Below are 16,212 nucleotides of genomic sequence, written 5' to 3'. Positions count from 1 at the left end.
TAAAAATATTGATGGTGAGTGCGTGTCTATTTCTCGTAAAAGTTGGTATAATTAGCGTGGAAACGTGATACGAGCGTGATTTGGAGGCGAAGGAATGCAAATGAAACGGTGGTTACGGGGACTCATCTGTGGGCTGGTGCTACTCGGTGGCTTGAACTGGGCGGTGACTGCTCAAGCGACGTCGCTTAAACATGAACGGGCGGCGGTCAAACGGCTGGTGAAGCGCAACTTACAGCCACTGGGCGGCCGGTGGTCAGTTAAAGTAACTCGTTTAGGCCAGAAACGGCGACTGACGGTGAGAACTGGTAATCAACGGGTGACACGGCAACGGTCTGCAAGCACGATCAAAGTCTTCGTGATGCTCACGATTTATCGGCAGGTGCAACAGAAAAAGTTGCGGCTAACGCAACAGGATCGGCGTGATTTGCAGTTGATGATTCACAATTCAGATAACGCCGCGGCGAATCGTTTGATCGACCGCGCCGGCGGGTTCAAACCAATCAATAAAACGATTAAGCAGTTCAAATTTCGGCACACGGTACTGCAACGACACATGTTAGATACGGCTGCACTTGAACAGGGTCGTGATAATTACACTTCAGTCGGTGACTTGACGCGTTTTTTGACCCGCGTTTACCGGCACAAATTGTTAGGCAAGACTTATGATAAGCAGATGCTGACGCTATTGCAGGGATGCCGTAACCACAGTAAGCTACCCGCCTTAGTCAAGCATGCGACTGTCTATAACAAGACCGGTGAGTATCCGGATAAGGGCGTTCAAAATGATGCGGCGATTTTTAAAACCAAGCATGGGACGTATAGTATCGTCGTTATGGCGCAAAATGGCCAACAAGAACAACAATATCAGGGCATGCAGCGCTTGGGCCGAGATGTCGTCAACTATCTGGACCACCATCGATAATTAGCGTATCAATTGGGTCTGAGTTATTATCGAGAACTAGTTGTTTCTATCAACTATAGCTGATAGCGGTACCATTTCGGCTTCATGAGGTACTGAAGTGCTAGAAATGGCGCTCACGAAACTTTAATCTTTAGTTGTGAAGGGGCGTCAATCGGCGAAAGTCGTGCTTCCAGCCCAGTCTCACGCATTTTTGCGCCGTTGTTGGGACTTGATTTTCACTAGCAAAATGCCTATTATTTAGTAAGTAATAAATTTTCGAATGGAGGAAATTATGTCAGAACAGTATTTTGATCCAAAGTTAAAAATTTTTGCTTTGAATTCAAATAAACCATTGGCAGAAAAAATCGCGGACGCCGTTGGGGTCAAGTTAGGTAAGACTTCGGTCGATCGCTTTAGTGATGGCGAAATTCGCATTAACATTGAGGAAAGTATCCGTGGTGATCAAGTTTACATCATTCAGTCAACTTCCGCTCCTGTTAATGATAATTTGATGGAATTATTGATTATGATTGACGCGCTCCGGCGGGCCAGTGCTAAGACCATTAACGTGGTTATTCCTTACTATGGGTACGCACGGCAAGACCGGAAGGCACGTTCTCGTGAACCAATTACCGCTAAGTTAGTTGCCAACATGCTGGAAACGGCCGGTGCAACCCGGATTTTAGCACTTGACTTGCATGCTGCTCAAATCCAAGGCTTCTTCGATATCCCATTGGACCATTTGATGGGTGCGCCACTGTTAGCTGACTACTTCCTGAACCACCACTTAGATGAGAATGCTGTGGTCGTTTCACCTGACCACGGTGGTGTGACTCGGGCACGTAAATTGGCTGAATTCCTGAAGGCTCCAATTGCCATTATCGACAAGCGGCGTCCACGGGCGAATGTTGCTGAAGTCATGAACATCATTGGTGATGTTAAGGGCAAACGGGCCATCATGATCGATGATATGATCGATACGGCCGGGACGATCACGTTAGGTGCACAGGCCTTAGTTGATGCTGGTGCAACGGAAGTTTACGCAAGTTGTACCCACCCCGTACTTTCGGGCCCAGCCATCGAACGGATCGAAAAGTCACCAATTAAGAAGTTAGTTGTGACTGACTCAATCGAATTGCCAGCTTCAAAACGCATCGACAAGATCGAAGAAGTTTCAGTTGGTCAATTAATGGGTCAAGCGATCAAGTTTATCCACGAAAATAAACCAGTTAGCCCATTATTTAAGAATCGGTTCCATAACGAAGAAAATTAATGCGTTAAATATAAATTGCTCTCTAAATAGTCGCTTCAAGAATGAATTGTTCTTGGAGCGACTATTTAGATTCTGAGGACTGTGGGCGGAAATGATGATTACGCGTTGTGTGCGGGTTAGTTGGTTTGCTGTTCGTCCGCATTGATCGCCCTAATTCGACTTCCGGAGCCGGCTGACAATTGCTGGAGCGCAGCCGACATCGATTTGAACTCACGCAGAAGACCGCTGCGCAATTTCAAATACGAGTCTTATTCTAAGCCGGAAGAACCTCACTTCCAGCTAAGAATAATTTGGCTACTGCGCATTGTCCGGCAGTCCGGACAGTCGGGAAGCCGTTCGAATGGCGGATGAACGCCCACCTAACCTTGGTGCAACTGACCACTGAACATTAGGAAATTGAGTCTTCAGGGAAAATTTAAATCAGAATTGATAATGCCTTATGTCAGTCAAATACTGAGAAGATTATTGGCTAGCTCAATTGGGTTTATAATTTACAGTTAGACGTAATGTTGCCATTTGAGTCTGATTCAAGACTTTGTAGTCGCAATTAACTAGAGAAAACTCTGGTGATGTCCAGTGAAACTAATGATACTTAGCATCAAAATATGCATATGATAGCTGGAAAATGATTAGAAACTCGGCTTAAATCTGTGTCCACTACGTTCCGGCCATTGCCCAGAATGCCTGGAGGCCGGCTTAGGACGCGTCTATCACAGAAGGTTTACGCTAATTCGCGTTGTTTCCAGCGGGCCTCAGCTGGTTGCTTTTGAACTCAAGACAACGATGCATGTTCACCACCTGTAAATAACTGGTAAGTTGGCGCAAAATGGGTACAATGGATAGATAGGGGGTGGTTGCCATGACACCATTTTATTGGGGCAGTTTAGCCTTCGTCAGTGCGCTGACGTTGCAATTGACGGACCGCCGTCACTGGTTGACCGGCCATTTATTTTTACTGACCATTATCGGTATTTTATTAAGCGCTTACAAGGAGTTTAGTGCCCAAGCCAGCCCCGCGTGGCAATTCATGCTAGTTGGGGCGAAGGTGTTGGCGTACACGCTCCTGCCAGTCGTGATTCTAATCGTGGCTATCAGTTTCGTGCGCTATAGTTACCGGCTGATTCGCAAGGAGGGCTGGGCGCTACATTACAGTTTGCTCGCAATCGTGGGGGTCATCCTGCTGTTAATGTTAGTGCTATCTGGTCTGAATTTTTGGCTGTGGCAAGTGCCGCGCGTCTGGCAGCTCTTGGGCTTAGCATTACTACTGACGGCGTATTTTGCCTTTAGCTTTATCGCCTATCTGGTCGCATGTGTGACGACTCGGATGGGACGGCGGCGTCAGATCGACCACATCATTGTTTTGGGCGCTGGCTTGATGCCCAATGGCCAACCGACTCGGACCTTAGCTTTCCGGTTGCAGGCTGCGGCTAAGTACTACCATGCGCAACGGAGCCGCTACCACCAGCCAATTACCATCGTCGTTTCTGGTGGTCAGGGAGATGATGAGGTGATGGCCGAAAGTACCGCGATGCGGCGCTACCTGGTCGCTGCGGGGATTCCGCGTGATGCGATTCAAGAGGAGAACCGGTCGACGTCCACGATTGAAAATCTGAAGTTTTCACACGCACTGCTCGTCCGCACTGATCCGTTTTATCGCGCGGTCATCGTTACGAGTGGCTATCACGTACTCAGGGCCAATATTTTTGCCCGTCAGCTCCACCTGAACTTGACGGGTATTGGGGCCCGGACGCCGCTATATTACTTGCCATTCGCGATGTTTCGGGAGTACCTGGCACTGATCGTCATGTATCGCTGGTCGAACCTTGCGATGGTACTGCTTTTAATGGCTGGTTACGTGCTGGCGTTAGTTCGGTTAGTTTAGTAATGCTCGACCTCAGAGCTTTGAAAAAAACGTCATCGCGATTAATGGTATAATGAGGGATGATAAAAAGGAGGGGTTTGCCGTGGATCATGCCTATCGATCGTCTTGGCCACTGATTGTGATGGTTCTGATTGGACTCATCACACTATCAGGCTGTGCCAAAAATACCGGAGGCGTAACCGCAAGTTCGGCCACGACCGCTACTAATAATAGTACAACGGCCGTTTTAACCAAAGCTGATCAGCAAATTTCGCAAACAAAAATCGCCGCTGCTCGGAAGACGTTAGCTAGTGCTGCTAATCCGAATGCGGCGGTCAAAAATCTCGCAACGGGCTTAAAGTATTATCAAGAAGCCGAAGAAGCGCTTGAAAATAACCAATTGAGTTTAGCTAAGGGCTATTTTGAGGCATTAAGTAGCTATGACGGCACCACTGATGCCAGCTTTATTGCTGCGCGTCAGAAGTTAGTCAAGCAGTATCAAGCTGTTAAGCAAGCTAATGGTTATTATAATGCCGCCCGCGATGATTTGAGTGTTCATGATTTGGCCACTGCGAAGGCCAATATTGATAAGCTGGATCGGGTCTCAGCCTCCCATCCGGTCATCAAAGAATTACAGAAGAAAGCTTTGGCAATGAAACAAGCCATTATGAATTATGAGGCGTCGCAATCAACGAGTTCCGGTAGTGAGAGTTCCACCGTTGTTAGTTCAAGTTCGTCGTCCAGTTCATCTGATTCAAATTCAGCAACGAGCAGTACGGACAGTACCAGCTCGTCTTCATCGACTGCCACGAGTTCGTCAGATAGTAGCACGTCGAGCAGTTCTTCGTCGACGTTAACGACTTCGGCCATCATCAAGCAATTTCAGGATGCCGCTGGGGTCACATTTGCTTCAGATACAGAGTTCAATATCACTAAGCAGACGAGTGATTATTACCAGATCACCGCAGTGTATGCCGCGGATGAGTCGTCTAGTTCGGCTTCTAAGACCGTCACTGACACGTATCGCTACTATCCTGATAGTGGTAACGTGACCAAGGAAGACAGTGCCAGCGGGACGTTTGAATAAAACGGTCTGGTGGGCCTGAATTGGTCATTCAACGACTTAAGCCTTAAGTCTTTGAATAACCAGGATTACCGGTGAGGTTCAGAATCTGGCACGAGTTGCTTAGTCACTAAAAATCGCTTCAAGAATTCAATCGAATTCTTGAAGCGATTTTTTTGAAGTCCTATTTTCAAACCGATAATTAGTTGCTCATCGCATCTGAGTATTGGACGTTAAACGCCTGCTAGACGCGTTCAACCGGGTGCTGTCAATTGGGTGGCGCGTTTCAAGCAGCTTGCCGAACATGCCGCTTGGCACCGATTACCCAGTTTATTCAGCCAACGCCCAAGTGCGAATCGCGTGCGCAACGCCGTCTTCCACGTTGGTCTTGGTTTCGTAGCGAGCGATTTGTTTGGCTTCATCAATGGCATTGCCCATCGCGACGCTGTGTGTGGCGTATTCGAGCATACTCAAATCATTTCCCTGGTCACCGATTGCCATGACTTCATCCGCGGTCAGGTGAAGGTGGTCTGCAAGCGTGCGTAAGGCATTTCCTTTGCTAGCTTCCGGATTCATGAATTCCAAGAAATAGGCTTCTGAGCGCACAATGGTAAATCGTTCTGAGAAGTCCGCGGGTAGTGCCTTGATGGCCGCATCCAGTAACGGTTGATGGTCAATGAACATGCACTTGACGATTGGTAAGTCTGGCCGCATTTCTTCAGGTGTCCGGTAGCGAATCGGCATATTGACGAGTGAGCTTTCACCGACCGTGTACGGGCTGATATTCCGGTTCGCCGTATAAATGTGGTCTTCACTTTCGACATGGCAATGCACATTGAGCTTGCGACTTAACGTCTCGATGTCAATGTAGTCATTGTGTGAAAGCGTCAGGCCAGTGATGATTTTACCAGGGATGGTTTGGACCATCGACCCGTTGAAAGTGATGACATAGTTGTGTTCACCAGCGATACCCAGTTGTTGTAGAAATGGGGTGACGCCGCTCAATGGTCGGCCGGTACAAATAACGACTTTGATGCCCTGAGCATTGGCGTCACGGACGGCTTGAATCGTCGCGGGATTGAGTTCGCTGTGTTCGTTGAGCAAGGTGCCGTCCATATCGATGGCAATAAGTTTAACTGACATGTACTGATTCCTCCAAAATTAGTGTGGAACGACCAGGCGATCGTTCAAAATGTATTGCTGAAATTCTTGATAAATGGGTTTAAATAAATCGCTGTCGGCGTTTTCACTGAGCATTTCTTTCGGGAAGAAGAAACGTTGGTCCCCCGAAACCTTGCCAGTGATTGCCCGGACCAGATCGCTGACGGTCGACAGTTCTAAGAGCGAGCCGTCCTTTTGCATCAGTTCAATTTGCGTCCGGGGTTTCTTCATCTTCGGATCGTAGGCGTCGTACGGCAAATCATAGCTGTCGTTGGTGTCCGTGTAGTAGTGGGCGTCAAATCCGGCTTGTTCGATCAAACGCTGTAAGTCCGGAATCAGCGGCTGCGTCGTGGTATCGACCCGTGCTGATTTTAGTGGCCGCCGATCTAGGAACCGGGTGGCGAGGTCGGCCAAGATTTGGTCGTGACTATCGCGCCAGTGACTGAAATAAGTGTTGAGGACACCGTCGTCTAAACGCAAGTAATCGTGTAGCGTAAAGTGATTGTTGAAGAACGGCAGTAACATGACCGGCGTCGCTTCAGCATCCGCCGCGTGACTTTGGTACAAGTCGTTGGCCCGCTCTAACAGCCGGTCTAAGATGACTTCCATTGACCGTGAGACCGGATGGAAATAGACTTGCATGTACATTTGAAAGCGGCTGACGATGTAGTCTTCGACGGCGTGCATACCTTCCATGGCGAACGTGATTCCGCCTGCGTAGGGCTTCATGACCCGCAGAATCCGTGTTAGGTCGAAATTACCATAGTTGGTCCCGGTAAAGTAGGAATCCCGCAGCAGGTAATCCATGCGGTCAGCGTCGATTTGACTTGAGATCATCTGAACGACCTGTGGATTCGGGTACGTTTTTTGGATAACGGCGGCGACTTGCGCAGGAAAATCTGGTGAGACTTGCCGCAAGACCTGATTGACTTCCGTTTCTGGCGAGGTGAGGATTTGTACCGTCAAAGCTTCATGGTCCGTGTGGAAGATGTGCTCGAAGGTGTGTGAATAGGGGCCGTGACCGATGTCATGTAACAAGGCTGCACACAGGGCAACGAGCCGTTCGTGGTCATCCCAGCCGCCATCACCAGGAGTGTGGGTCGGATAGTTGCGTTCAAAATTATCGCAGATTCGGCGCGTGATTTCGTAAACGCCGAGGCAATGACCAAAGCGAGAGTGTTCGGCGCCGTGGAAAGTTAGCGAAGTCGTTCCCAGTTGCTTGATGCGGCGCAGACGTTGGAACTCCGAAGTGTTGATCAAATCCAGAATAACTTGATGTTGGATATAAATATAATCATGGACGGGGTCCCGGAAAACTTTCTCCATGGGTAATAATTGTTGACGATAGGCCAAATTAATTCCTTCTTTCAGTCTTTCAATCTGCAGACTTGCGGTTGTTCGGACTTTCATTTTTTCAAGGCTTCAAGGTTTCAATGATGCAAGCGTTGTTGGCGGCGTTGCATTTGGCGATAGGCCTGACTTAAATGGGCTTGAAATTCCGGCTCCTCGGTCACGAGCGGGAGACTAGTTGAATCGACCGTGCCGTCCTGGGCGAGTACATGAACAAATTGGGCCTGAGCTTGTTTGACCGTGTACGTGGGATCGAGTTGTTCCGCGACCGTCGTCATGACATTCGGGTCGACGGTAGGAAAACGGGAATCTGACTTGCCGGCCAGACTAAGCTGATAAAATTGCTGAATCAGTTGGCTGCGCGCGGTCTGATTGCCGTTGATGCTGACGTATAGCATGATGACTAGCGCATCGGCTGTTCGGCGTTGTGACATGCCAGCGATTTTACGGCCAGCAACGCTCAAGTCGTAATCGCCAGGACAATAGGATTGGGTGATTTCGCCGGTATCAATCTTGAGTGTCGGCCAGACTGCCCGCACGTAATCGACCATTAGTTGATAAGCTTCGGTAATCGAATAGCGGTCGCGTTCGGCGGGAAGCAACAGTGACACGTTCAGGACGCCGGGATCGGCCACGACGGCTAAGCCCCCGGAGTTACGCAGCATCACCTGATACCCAGCCTGGCGCAAGTAGGCGAGTCCAGCCGGTAATTGTGGCAAACGTTGGTCTAGTAAGCCGAGAATCACGGTTGGCTGCAGTTGCCAGAAGTGGACGATTGGCTGCTGTCGATTGGCGGTCAGCCAAAGTAAGGCGTTCGTATACGCAAAACTATCGAGCATCGCTGCCGGTTCATAGTTTTGACTCAAAGTTGCAATGGTTGGTTCTGTCACAAAGGTCACCCCGTTAGTCGCTATTACCAAGCAATGGGTGGCTGAATCGCCATCATTGCCCGTATCACTATTAATTATACTAGAAATGCAAAGCGGTTGCATTGGGACGGTCCAATTGTTTTAGCTGATGACGGCTGGCGGGACCCCAGTACCCGGAGTTTGAGAGGCGTAACCCACGGGATGGCAGTCCGTTGAGGTGGTCATTGGGTGGATAAGGCGCTGAACCGTGGGCAGGATTTCTTAGGTTAATTCTTAGTTATTTCGGTGCGAATGGCTTATAATTGAACAGGAAGTTTTAGGATATAAAGGGACGATAACACGGTGATCCGCGACGGGCGCTTCAGCGTGTCATTTCAATTAAATAACGGGAGGTCCAAGTATGGATGATTTAACAACTGGCGTTCCAGTCGCCATTCATTTGGAGACGCGGGCGCGCCAAGATGGTGAGACGGCCAACTATGCGTTAGATGTTGATGGTCAACTGGTTCAAATGGGCGGCGCGTTTTATTTGCGCTACAAGGAAGTCAATGATGACGAGCCTGATCCGATTCCAGTGACCATCAAATTAGCGACGAATGGTGACGTGGTCTTAACTCGCAGTGCTGAGAATCGCTTGCGGTTACATTTTTCGAATGGCAAACGGGTGCGGGCCCACTACCAGACACCGATGGGTATGCTACCAGTTGAGACCGTGACGCCGATGTTACGGGTTCGGCTACGTGAGCGTCCGTTTTCTGGTGAAGTGAATGTGGATTACGATTTATACGCCGGGGAACAACTACTTGGTAACTACAAGTTGCGATTGCAATTCACGGCTTAATTTGGTATGATGTACTATAAACTGTGGAAAGGACGTGCACCAGTTTGGAACTAAAACAATTTGATGGACAAAAAAAGTCCGAATTATCTTTAATCGAGGTTGCTCACGCAATCTTATCACAACATGGTGATGTGATGGCTTTTGCCGATTTGACCAACGCTGTGCAATCATATTTAGGTAAAAGCGACGAAGAAATTCGGGAGCGTTTATCACAATTTTATACCGATCTTAATATCGATGGTAGTTTCATTTCGCTCGGTGACAATATGTGGGGCCTGCGTGCATGGTACCCATTTGAATCCATTGACGAAGCTGTTATCCATACGGATGATGACGAGGATGAAGATCGGCCAAAGCGCAAGAAGCGTAAGAAGGTCAACGCCTTCTTGGCTGACGCCGGGGATGATGACGATGTGATCGATTATGATGACGACGATCCCGAAGATGACGACAATTATGATGACGATGATGATCAGGACGACGATGACGATGATTCAGCAAGCAGCAAGTATGATGAACTTGCTGGGGTTGATGACACGGATGACGACGTTGCTGATGAGACATTGCCAGATGGCATCGAAGGTCAATTATCAGAGTTAAATGACGATGATGATGACGACTACGATGACGAGGATGAAGACGAATCCAAATAAGCTTTTCAGGATTTTTCCTTGACGAAAGGTGAATCTCCTTGTATTATCTTATTTGGGCTCTCTGGTAGAAATACCTGAGACAAACGATCGGATTAAGCTCCCTATTTCTGTTTGAAATAGGGAGCTTTCTTTATTTATACCACCCCACGAAATAAATCTTTAAGGAGTTATCACATGACCAAATATATTTTTGTAACTGGTGGCGTTGTGTCATCCATTGGTAAAGGTATCGTCGCTGCTTCGTTAGGGCGTTTATTAAAGAACCGGGGCTTGAAGGTCACGATTCAAAAGTTTGATCCCTATATCAACGTTGATCCTGGTACGATGAGTCCTTATCAACACGGTGAAGTCTTCGTGACCGATGATGGGACCGAAACTGACTTAGACCTTGGACATTACGAACGATTTATTGATATTAATCTTAATAAATACTCAAATGTCACGACCGGTAAGATTTATTCTGAAGTTCTTCAAAAGGAACGGCGGGGCGACTATTTAGGGGCAACGGTACAAGTCATTCCACATATTACGAATGCCATTAAGGAAAAAATCATGCGGGCTGGTACGACGACGGATTCCGATATCGTGATTACTGAAATCGGTGGGACGGTCGGTGATATCGAATCCTTGCCATTTATCGAAGCATTACGGCAGATGAAGAGCGACCTGGGCTCTGACAACGTCTTCTACATTCACACGACGCTGATTCCATATTTACGAGCAGCTGGTGAAATGAAGACGAAGCCAACGCAACATTCTGTTAAGGAATTGCGGAGCTACGGGATTCAACCAAACATGCTGGTCGTGCGGACGGAACAACCAATCACCCGCGAAATGCGGAACAAGATTGCGTCCTTCTGTGACGTTGAACCGGAAGCAGTCATCGAATCCTTAGACGTGAAGACGATTTATTCGATTCCTTTGAATGTGCAGAAGCAAAATATGGATCAAATCGTCTTAGACCATTTTGGCGTACAAGCACCAAAGGCCGACATGAGCGACTGGGTCGAATTAGAACACCACGTTCAAAACTTATCACGGACGATCAAAATCGCGTTGGTCGGGAAGTATGTGGCCTTACAAGATGCTTACATCTCAGTGACTGAAGCTTTGAAGCATGCGGGATATACGGATGACGCTGACATTGATTTGAAGAAGATCTCAGCTGAAGACGTCACACCTGACAACGTCGAAGAATTATTAGGCGATGCGGATGGAATTTTAGTTCCTGGTGGTTTCGGTGATCGTGGGATTGAAGGTAAGATTACGGCCATCAAGTACGCCCGTGAAAACGACGTACCATTCTTAGGGATCTGCCTGGGAATGCAAATGGCCAGTGTTGAATTTGCCCGCAACGTCCTTGGCTTGAAAGACGCGAACTCCGCTGAAATCGATCCAAACACGCCAGATAACATTATTGATTTAATGGCAGACCAAGAAGACGTTGAAGACATGGGTGGGACCCAACGTTTGGGCGCTTATCCTTGCAAGTTGAAGCCTGGTACCGTCGCAGCCAAGGCTTACCATAACGAAGAAGTCGTCATGGAACGGCATCGTCACCGTTATGAATTCAACAACAAGTATCGTGAAGCGATGGCTGCTAAGGGCATGGTCTTCTCTGGGACTTCGCCTGACAACCGTCTCGTAGAAGTGATTGAATTACCAGACAAGCGCTTCTTCGTTGCCTCACAATACCATCCTGAATTCTTATCACGTCCTAACCGTCCGGAAGGGTTATTCAAGGCATTCATCGATGCTGCTAACCAGACTGGTAAGGTTAAGGCATAAATTCGAAATATAAGTGTTGTCAAAAACGCGTACTAGCTGGAATGGCTGGTACGCGTTTTTGCGTGGTTGGGGGGTGCTTGGAATATTAAAGTGCCAACAATGCGGTAGCGGCTTGGCTATCAGTAATCAAGACATTGGCATAGCCACCCATTAAGGCACCGTGAATGGATGGCACTTTCCGACTAGAGCCCGCTACCAGGATCGCGTATTTTTTATGTTTGAGTGCTTCCAACTGAATCCCGACAGTACGCGCATTGATTGCGGAGTCAGCAATGGTCCCATCTTTGGTAATAAACCGAGAGACGATATCACCAACAGAAGAAGATTGAAGTCGTTTGATTTCTGTAGCGTTTAGGTAGCCTAGATTGAATAACATCGCATCCGAGCGCACGGTCCCGCTAGTAAATAGGGCAATATTAGTAGCTTCGCCGGCTTTGATGATTTGGGAAATAAACCGATCGTCGAGGACGATTTTTTTAGTGACGGGGTCATCAAAAATTACTGGCAGCGGTAGCGTCACTGCATTGGTATGATAGGCCGCGCTGAATTTGGTAACGATGTCGTTGGCGAAGTTGTTCATATCAGAGGCAGCGACACTTCCCTTTAATTGAACGATACGGACGTCGTTACGGGTACTAATATGCAAATGATCGGCAACCGCTTTGATGGTCTTCCCCCAGCTAATCCCGATGGAATCATGGTCTTGTACGATGGTCTGCAGATAATCAGCAGTCAGTTCTCCGAGTTTTTCGTTGATGAGGTGACTGTCATTGCTGGCATCAAAACTAATCAGGACCTTTTTTAAATGATACTTTTGTTCCAACTGTTGCGCTAAAGTCCCTAAGTCTTTCAATGGATCGGCAATTTCAATCTTAACCAGGCCAGTATCTTTGGCATAACTTAGGAGTCTTGAAATTGTCGGTCGAGAAATTTGGAGTTGCTTGCCAATGTCACTTTGGCTTAGGCCATCCTCATAGTAGAGATGGCAGACCTTCAAGGCGAGTTTTACCTTATCTTGATTGATTGCTTTTTCCATATTCTGACTTCCAATCTGTGAATAACACTTTAATTGTATTCGTTAGTTTATGATTAATTATTTTTGAAATCATATCGGTTTATCCAGCTACTAATAAGTTGATCAAACAAACCGTTTTCTAGCAGATAAAGGCGATAATAGTGCGGGTATCTGGTCAGCTGAACCTGAATCTGATTGCTGAACAGCCCGCTATGGATAGCCCGTTTCAGTATAGCATAAACGTCAGATTGAACAAAATTTCAAATATCGTGTTTGCAAATGTTCAATCCATGATATACTGGGGTTGTTGAAAAAGAAAGGGGTTTCATTAATCATGAAATTGAATCGTTATTTAGATCACACGTTATTAAAACCGGAAGCGACTGAGCAACAAATTGATCAGGTTGTACGCGAGGCACTCGAAAATCATTTTTATTCAGTCATGGTCAATCCATACTGGGTCAAGCACGTCCATGCGCAACTTGCTGGTTCGGATGTTGCGACTGCATGCGTGATTGGTTTCCCACTGGGTGCGAATACAACCGCCATTAAAGTTGCGGAAGCTAAGCAAGCGATTGCTGACGGTGTAGATGAGCTGGATATGGTGATTAATATCGGCGAATTGAAGGGCGGCCACTATGATGCCGTTCAACAAGATATTGAAAGTGTGGTAACAGCTGGGCATGCGGCTGATAAGGTGGTCAAAGTCATTATTGAAACGGCGTTGTTGACGGACGGGGAAATCGTTAAGGCTAGTGAAATCGTTGCGGATGCACACGCTGATTTTGTGAAGACGTCGACTGGGTTTTCAACCCGGGGTGCTTCGGTTCATGACGTCAGTTTGATGAAGGGTGCCGTTCAGGATCGAATCGGAGTCAAAGCATCTGGGGGAATCCATACGCGTGATGAAGCGTTAGCGATGATTGATGCTGGAGCGACGCGCCTCGGTGTATCAGCAAGTATGGCAATTATTGGTAAGTAGTGATGATTGAATGGTGACGGTACCATTTAAGTATAAAAGAAAGCGCTAACATCAAGGAGGGGAACCATGCAAAAGTTATTTCGGGGTGTGATTAAGCTATCAGCCCATGAGCAAGACGATAGTTATTTGGATAAAACACCGATTTTCCAGTTCATGTTACTGTCATTGCTCATTCCTTTGTGGGCTGCGGCAGCCAGCTTAAATAACATTTTAATTACGCAATTTAAGACCATTTTTGAACTGAATAATGCGACGAGTGCCTTAGTCAACAGTGCATTTTATCTGGGCTATTTCGTCATTGCGATTCCAGCTAGTCGGGTCATCAAAAAGACGTCGTATAAGTTAGCGATTGTAATTGGACTGAGCCTATTTACGATTGGCTGCTTGCTCTTCTTCCCAGCATCTCACTTAGCCACATACGGGGTGTTCTTAATTGCATTATTTGCCATTGCATGTGGACTCAGTTTTCTAGAGACGAGTGCGAATACGTTCAGTACGTTGATGGGACCTAAGTCAGCCTCAACCGTTCGACTAAATATTTCACAAATCTTTTATCCAATCGGTGCGGTCGTTGGGATTTTGCTGGGTAAGTATTTGATTTTCAACGATGGTGCCAGCCTGGCAACGACCATGGCTAAAATGCATGGTGCCGCTCGGTTAGCCTATGGACAGCGGATGTTACAGCAGACACTGCTCCCATATAAATATCTGATTGTGGTGTTACTAGTTGCAATCTTTATCTTTGTTTTGACACAGTTCCCAAGTGGCAAGCCTAAGCAGCGTCCAGATCAAGTAGCTGCAAAATCAGCCGGTGTCGGTGAAACGCTACGTTATCTGATTCATAATAAGGACTTTATGAAGGGGATTGGTACGGAGTTCGTCTATATGGGCATGCAGACGGCGGTCTGGGCATACACGATCAACTTGGCGATGAGTTTTAGTAATCGTATCAATGAGCGCGATGCTTCGACCTTTATGATTTATACCTATATTGCGTTCTTCTGTGGCAAGCTACTAGCGACCGCGTTAATGAAACGGTTTGCAACGTCGCAAGTCCTATTTGGATTTTCAGTCGTGGGAGTCCTCGCATTGGGTTATGTCACCTTTGTCCCTAATGAATCAGCGGTCTATCTGACGATTTTGGCGAGTGGCTTGTTCGGTCCAGGATGGCCAACGATTTATTCACAAACGCTGGATACGGTTACTGATAAACGCTACACGGAAACTGCGGGCGCAATCGTCGTCATGTCGATTATTGGTGGTGCCGTGACGCCGCTGATTCAAGGCTTGATTGCCGATATGACGGGTTCTGTATCGTTGTCATTCATTATCGATGTTATTAGTTTTGCAATTGTAGGTAGTTATGCACTTGGTTACTACAAGCGGCATCAAGCGGCGAGCGAAGTCACACATATGGAGGAGCTATCATGAAAACAATTAAGTTATCGCATCAAATGTTCAGTCAATCAGAGTTTGAACTCTATCAAGATGATAATTTCAGCGCTAAAACATTTCTATATCCATCTGGAGTAGAAGGCCTGCGACTGACGAATCAGCGTGGTGAACTAGTTGTGCTGCCATTCATGGGATTGATTATCTGGGATGCAGTCTTTGACGGGATTTCCTTGAAAATGAAAGATATGTTCTCCCAACCATTGCCGGGCAAAGGAATCGCCGACACGTATGGCTGCTTCCAGTTTACGTCCGGATTGCTAGGGAATGGAACGCCTGCACCTGAAGATGATTATCAGTTACACGGCGAATTTCCAACCAGTAAGATGGCCCACGCCTATTTGACGATAGGTGAAGATACGTTGACGATTCACGCAGATTTTGAATACGTCAAAGGTTTCGGCGATCATTATTTAAGTGAACCTTCTGTTATGATGCGCGCAAATTCTGGTTTATTTGACATTAACCTAGATGTGACGAACTTGTCGCATGCACAGGCGATGCCGCTTCAGTATATGTGTCATATGAATTATGCCTACGCTAAGAATGCCCATATTGAACAGAATTTACCGGACGAAGCATTTGAACTCCGGCAAACGGTTCCAGCGCACGTCCATCCAACTGATGCATGGTTGGCCTATAACGACCAGCTAAAAGCTTCCGGAGAATTGATCAATGATTTAACGGATGAAGCGCATTATGATCCTGAAATTGTGTTCTTCTCTCGCGACTTAACGCAGTATACCGATGAAGCCGAATTTAGAATGCATTTGGATGACTCACATAACTTTTTAACTAAGTTTAAGACTGAACAGTTTCCAATTGTGACGCGGTGGTTACTCTACAACGCGGACCAACAAGTTGCCGCGTTTGCCTTACCAGGAACTAGTACACCAGAAGGCAAAGCGGCTGCGACCAAAGCTGGAACGCTAATTATGTTGGAACCACAAGCAAAACGCCACTTTAGTGTGACGACCGGATTAGAAAAGTAGGGGGACGATAA

The 16,212-nt window shown here is 47.1% G+C and carries 14 protein-coding genes; 10 read left to right on the top strand and 4 right to left on the bottom strand.

Going from position 1 to position 16,212, the window contains the following annotated elements; genetic code table 11:
- Window positions 1-94 precede the first annotated feature (94 nt).
- From KGF70_RS11330 to KGF70_RS11315, 4 genes are all read left to right on the top strand, one after another.
- Window positions 95-922: a serine hydrolase gene (locus KGF70_RS11330; RefSeq protein WP_216768820.1), complete on the top strand. Its 828-nt coding sequence runs from the start codon at window positions 95-97 to the stop codon at window positions 920-922.
- A 271-nt stretch (window positions 923-1,193) separates the two neighbouring features.
- The gene (locus tag KGF70_RS11325) at window positions 1,194-2,174 is read left to right on the top strand and encodes a ribose-phosphate diphosphokinase (RefSeq protein WP_003637652.1); all 981 of its coding nucleotides are present in this window, start codon (window positions 1,194-1,196) and stop codon (window positions 2,172-2,174) included.
- An 859-nt stretch (window positions 2,175-3,033) separates the two neighbouring features.
- A complete protein-coding gene (locus tag KGF70_RS11320; RefSeq protein ID WP_216786443.1) occupies window positions 3,034-4,056 on the top strand; it encodes a YdcF family protein in 1,023 nt (340 codons plus the stop codon).
- An 82-nt stretch (window positions 4,057-4,138) separates the two neighbouring features.
- Entirely contained in the window at window positions 4,139-5,122 is a 984-nt protein-coding gene (locus tag KGF70_RS11315; RefSeq protein ID WP_216768817.1) for a hypothetical protein, read from the top strand.
- A gap of 306 nt (window positions 5,123-5,428) precedes the next feature.
- Here KGF70_RS11315 and yidA read toward each other — a convergent pair whose 3' ends face one another.
- The 3 genes from yidA to KGF70_RS11300 form a co-directional block, all read right to left on the bottom strand.
- Window positions 5,429-6,241, bottom strand: a complete 813-nt coding sequence (yidA, locus tag KGF70_RS11310) for a sugar-phosphatase (protein WP_050337736.1) — start codon at window positions 6,239-6,241, stop codon at window positions 5,429-5,431.
- 18 nt (window positions 6,242-6,259) lie between these two features.
- Complete coding sequence (locus KGF70_RS11305) at window positions 6,260-7,612, bottom strand: HD domain-containing protein (RefSeq protein ID WP_050337735.1); 1,353 nt, start codon at window positions 7,610-7,612, stop codon at window positions 6,260-6,262.
- Between the two features lie 77 nt (window positions 7,613-7,689).
- The gene (locus tag KGF70_RS11300) at window positions 7,690-8,499 is read right to left on the bottom strand and encodes a lipoate--protein ligase family protein (protein ID WP_216768815.1); all 810 of its coding nucleotides are present in this window, start codon (window positions 8,497-8,499) and stop codon (window positions 7,690-7,692) included.
- A 379-nt stretch (window positions 8,500-8,878) separates the two neighbouring features.
- On the opposite strand from KGF70_RS11300, the gene KGF70_RS11295 reads away from it, so the two are divergent.
- The 3 genes from KGF70_RS11295 (at window position 8,879) to KGF70_RS11285 (ending at window position 11,760) form a co-directional block, all read left to right on the top strand.
- On the top strand, window positions 8,879-9,319 hold the full coding sequence (locus tag KGF70_RS11295) for a DUF1934 domain-containing protein (protein WP_021336936.1): 441 nt from the start codon (window positions 8,879-8,881) through the stop codon (window positions 9,317-9,319).
- Window positions 9,320-9,363: 44 nt separating this feature from the next.
- Window positions 9,364-9,972: a DNA-directed RNA polymerase subunit delta gene (rpoE, locus tag KGF70_RS11290; RefSeq protein WP_003637659.1), complete on the top strand. Its 609-nt coding sequence runs from the start codon at window positions 9,364-9,366 to the stop codon at window positions 9,970-9,972.
- Between the two features lie 174 nt (window positions 9,973-10,146).
- A complete protein-coding gene (locus KGF70_RS11285; protein WP_101874088.1) occupies window positions 10,147-11,760 on the top strand; it encodes a CTP synthase in 1,614 nt (537 codons plus the stop codon).
- 85 nt (window positions 11,761-11,845) lie between these two features.
- On the opposite strand, the gene KGF70_RS11280 is transcribed toward KGF70_RS11285, so the two are convergent.
- The gene (locus tag KGF70_RS11280; RefSeq protein ID WP_216768813.1) at window positions 11,846-12,796 is read right to left on the bottom strand and encodes a sugar-binding transcriptional regulator; all 951 of its coding nucleotides are present in this window, start codon (window positions 12,794-12,796) and stop codon (window positions 11,846-11,848) included.
- A gap of 313 nt (window positions 12,797-13,109) precedes the next feature.
- On the opposite strand from KGF70_RS11280, the gene deoC reads away from it, so the two are divergent.
- From deoC to KGF70_RS11265, 3 genes are all read left to right on the top strand, one after another.
- On the top strand, window positions 13,110-13,757 hold the full coding sequence (deoC, locus tag KGF70_RS11275; RefSeq protein ID WP_122211221.1) for a deoxyribose-phosphate aldolase: 648 nt from the start codon (window positions 13,110-13,112) through the stop codon (window positions 13,755-13,757).
- 66 nt (window positions 13,758-13,823) lie between these two features.
- Window positions 13,824-15,188 carry a sugar MFS transporter gene (locus KGF70_RS11270; RefSeq protein WP_216768811.1) on the top strand — a complete coding sequence of 455 codons (1,365 nt, stop codon included), beginning with the start codon at window positions 13,824-13,826 and terminating at the stop codon, window positions 15,186-15,188.
- Window positions 15,185-16,201 (top strand): aldose 1-epimerase family protein, encoded by a 1,017-nt coding sequence (locus tag KGF70_RS11265; protein ID WP_021336932.1) that lies wholly within the window; start codon window positions 15,185-15,187, stop codon window positions 16,199-16,201. The genes KGF70_RS11270 and KGF70_RS11265 overlap by 4 nt, the downstream gene beginning before the upstream one ends.
- Window positions 16,202-16,212 lie beyond the last annotated feature (11 nt).

It is taken from the genome of Lactiplantibacillus sp. 7.2.4 (assembly GCF_018991185.1).
Lineage (GTDB): Bacteria > Bacillota > Bacilli > Lactobacillales > Lactobacillaceae > Lactiplantibacillus > Lactiplantibacillus pentosus.
This window is presented reverse-complemented; position numbering and strand designations above follow the sequence as displayed.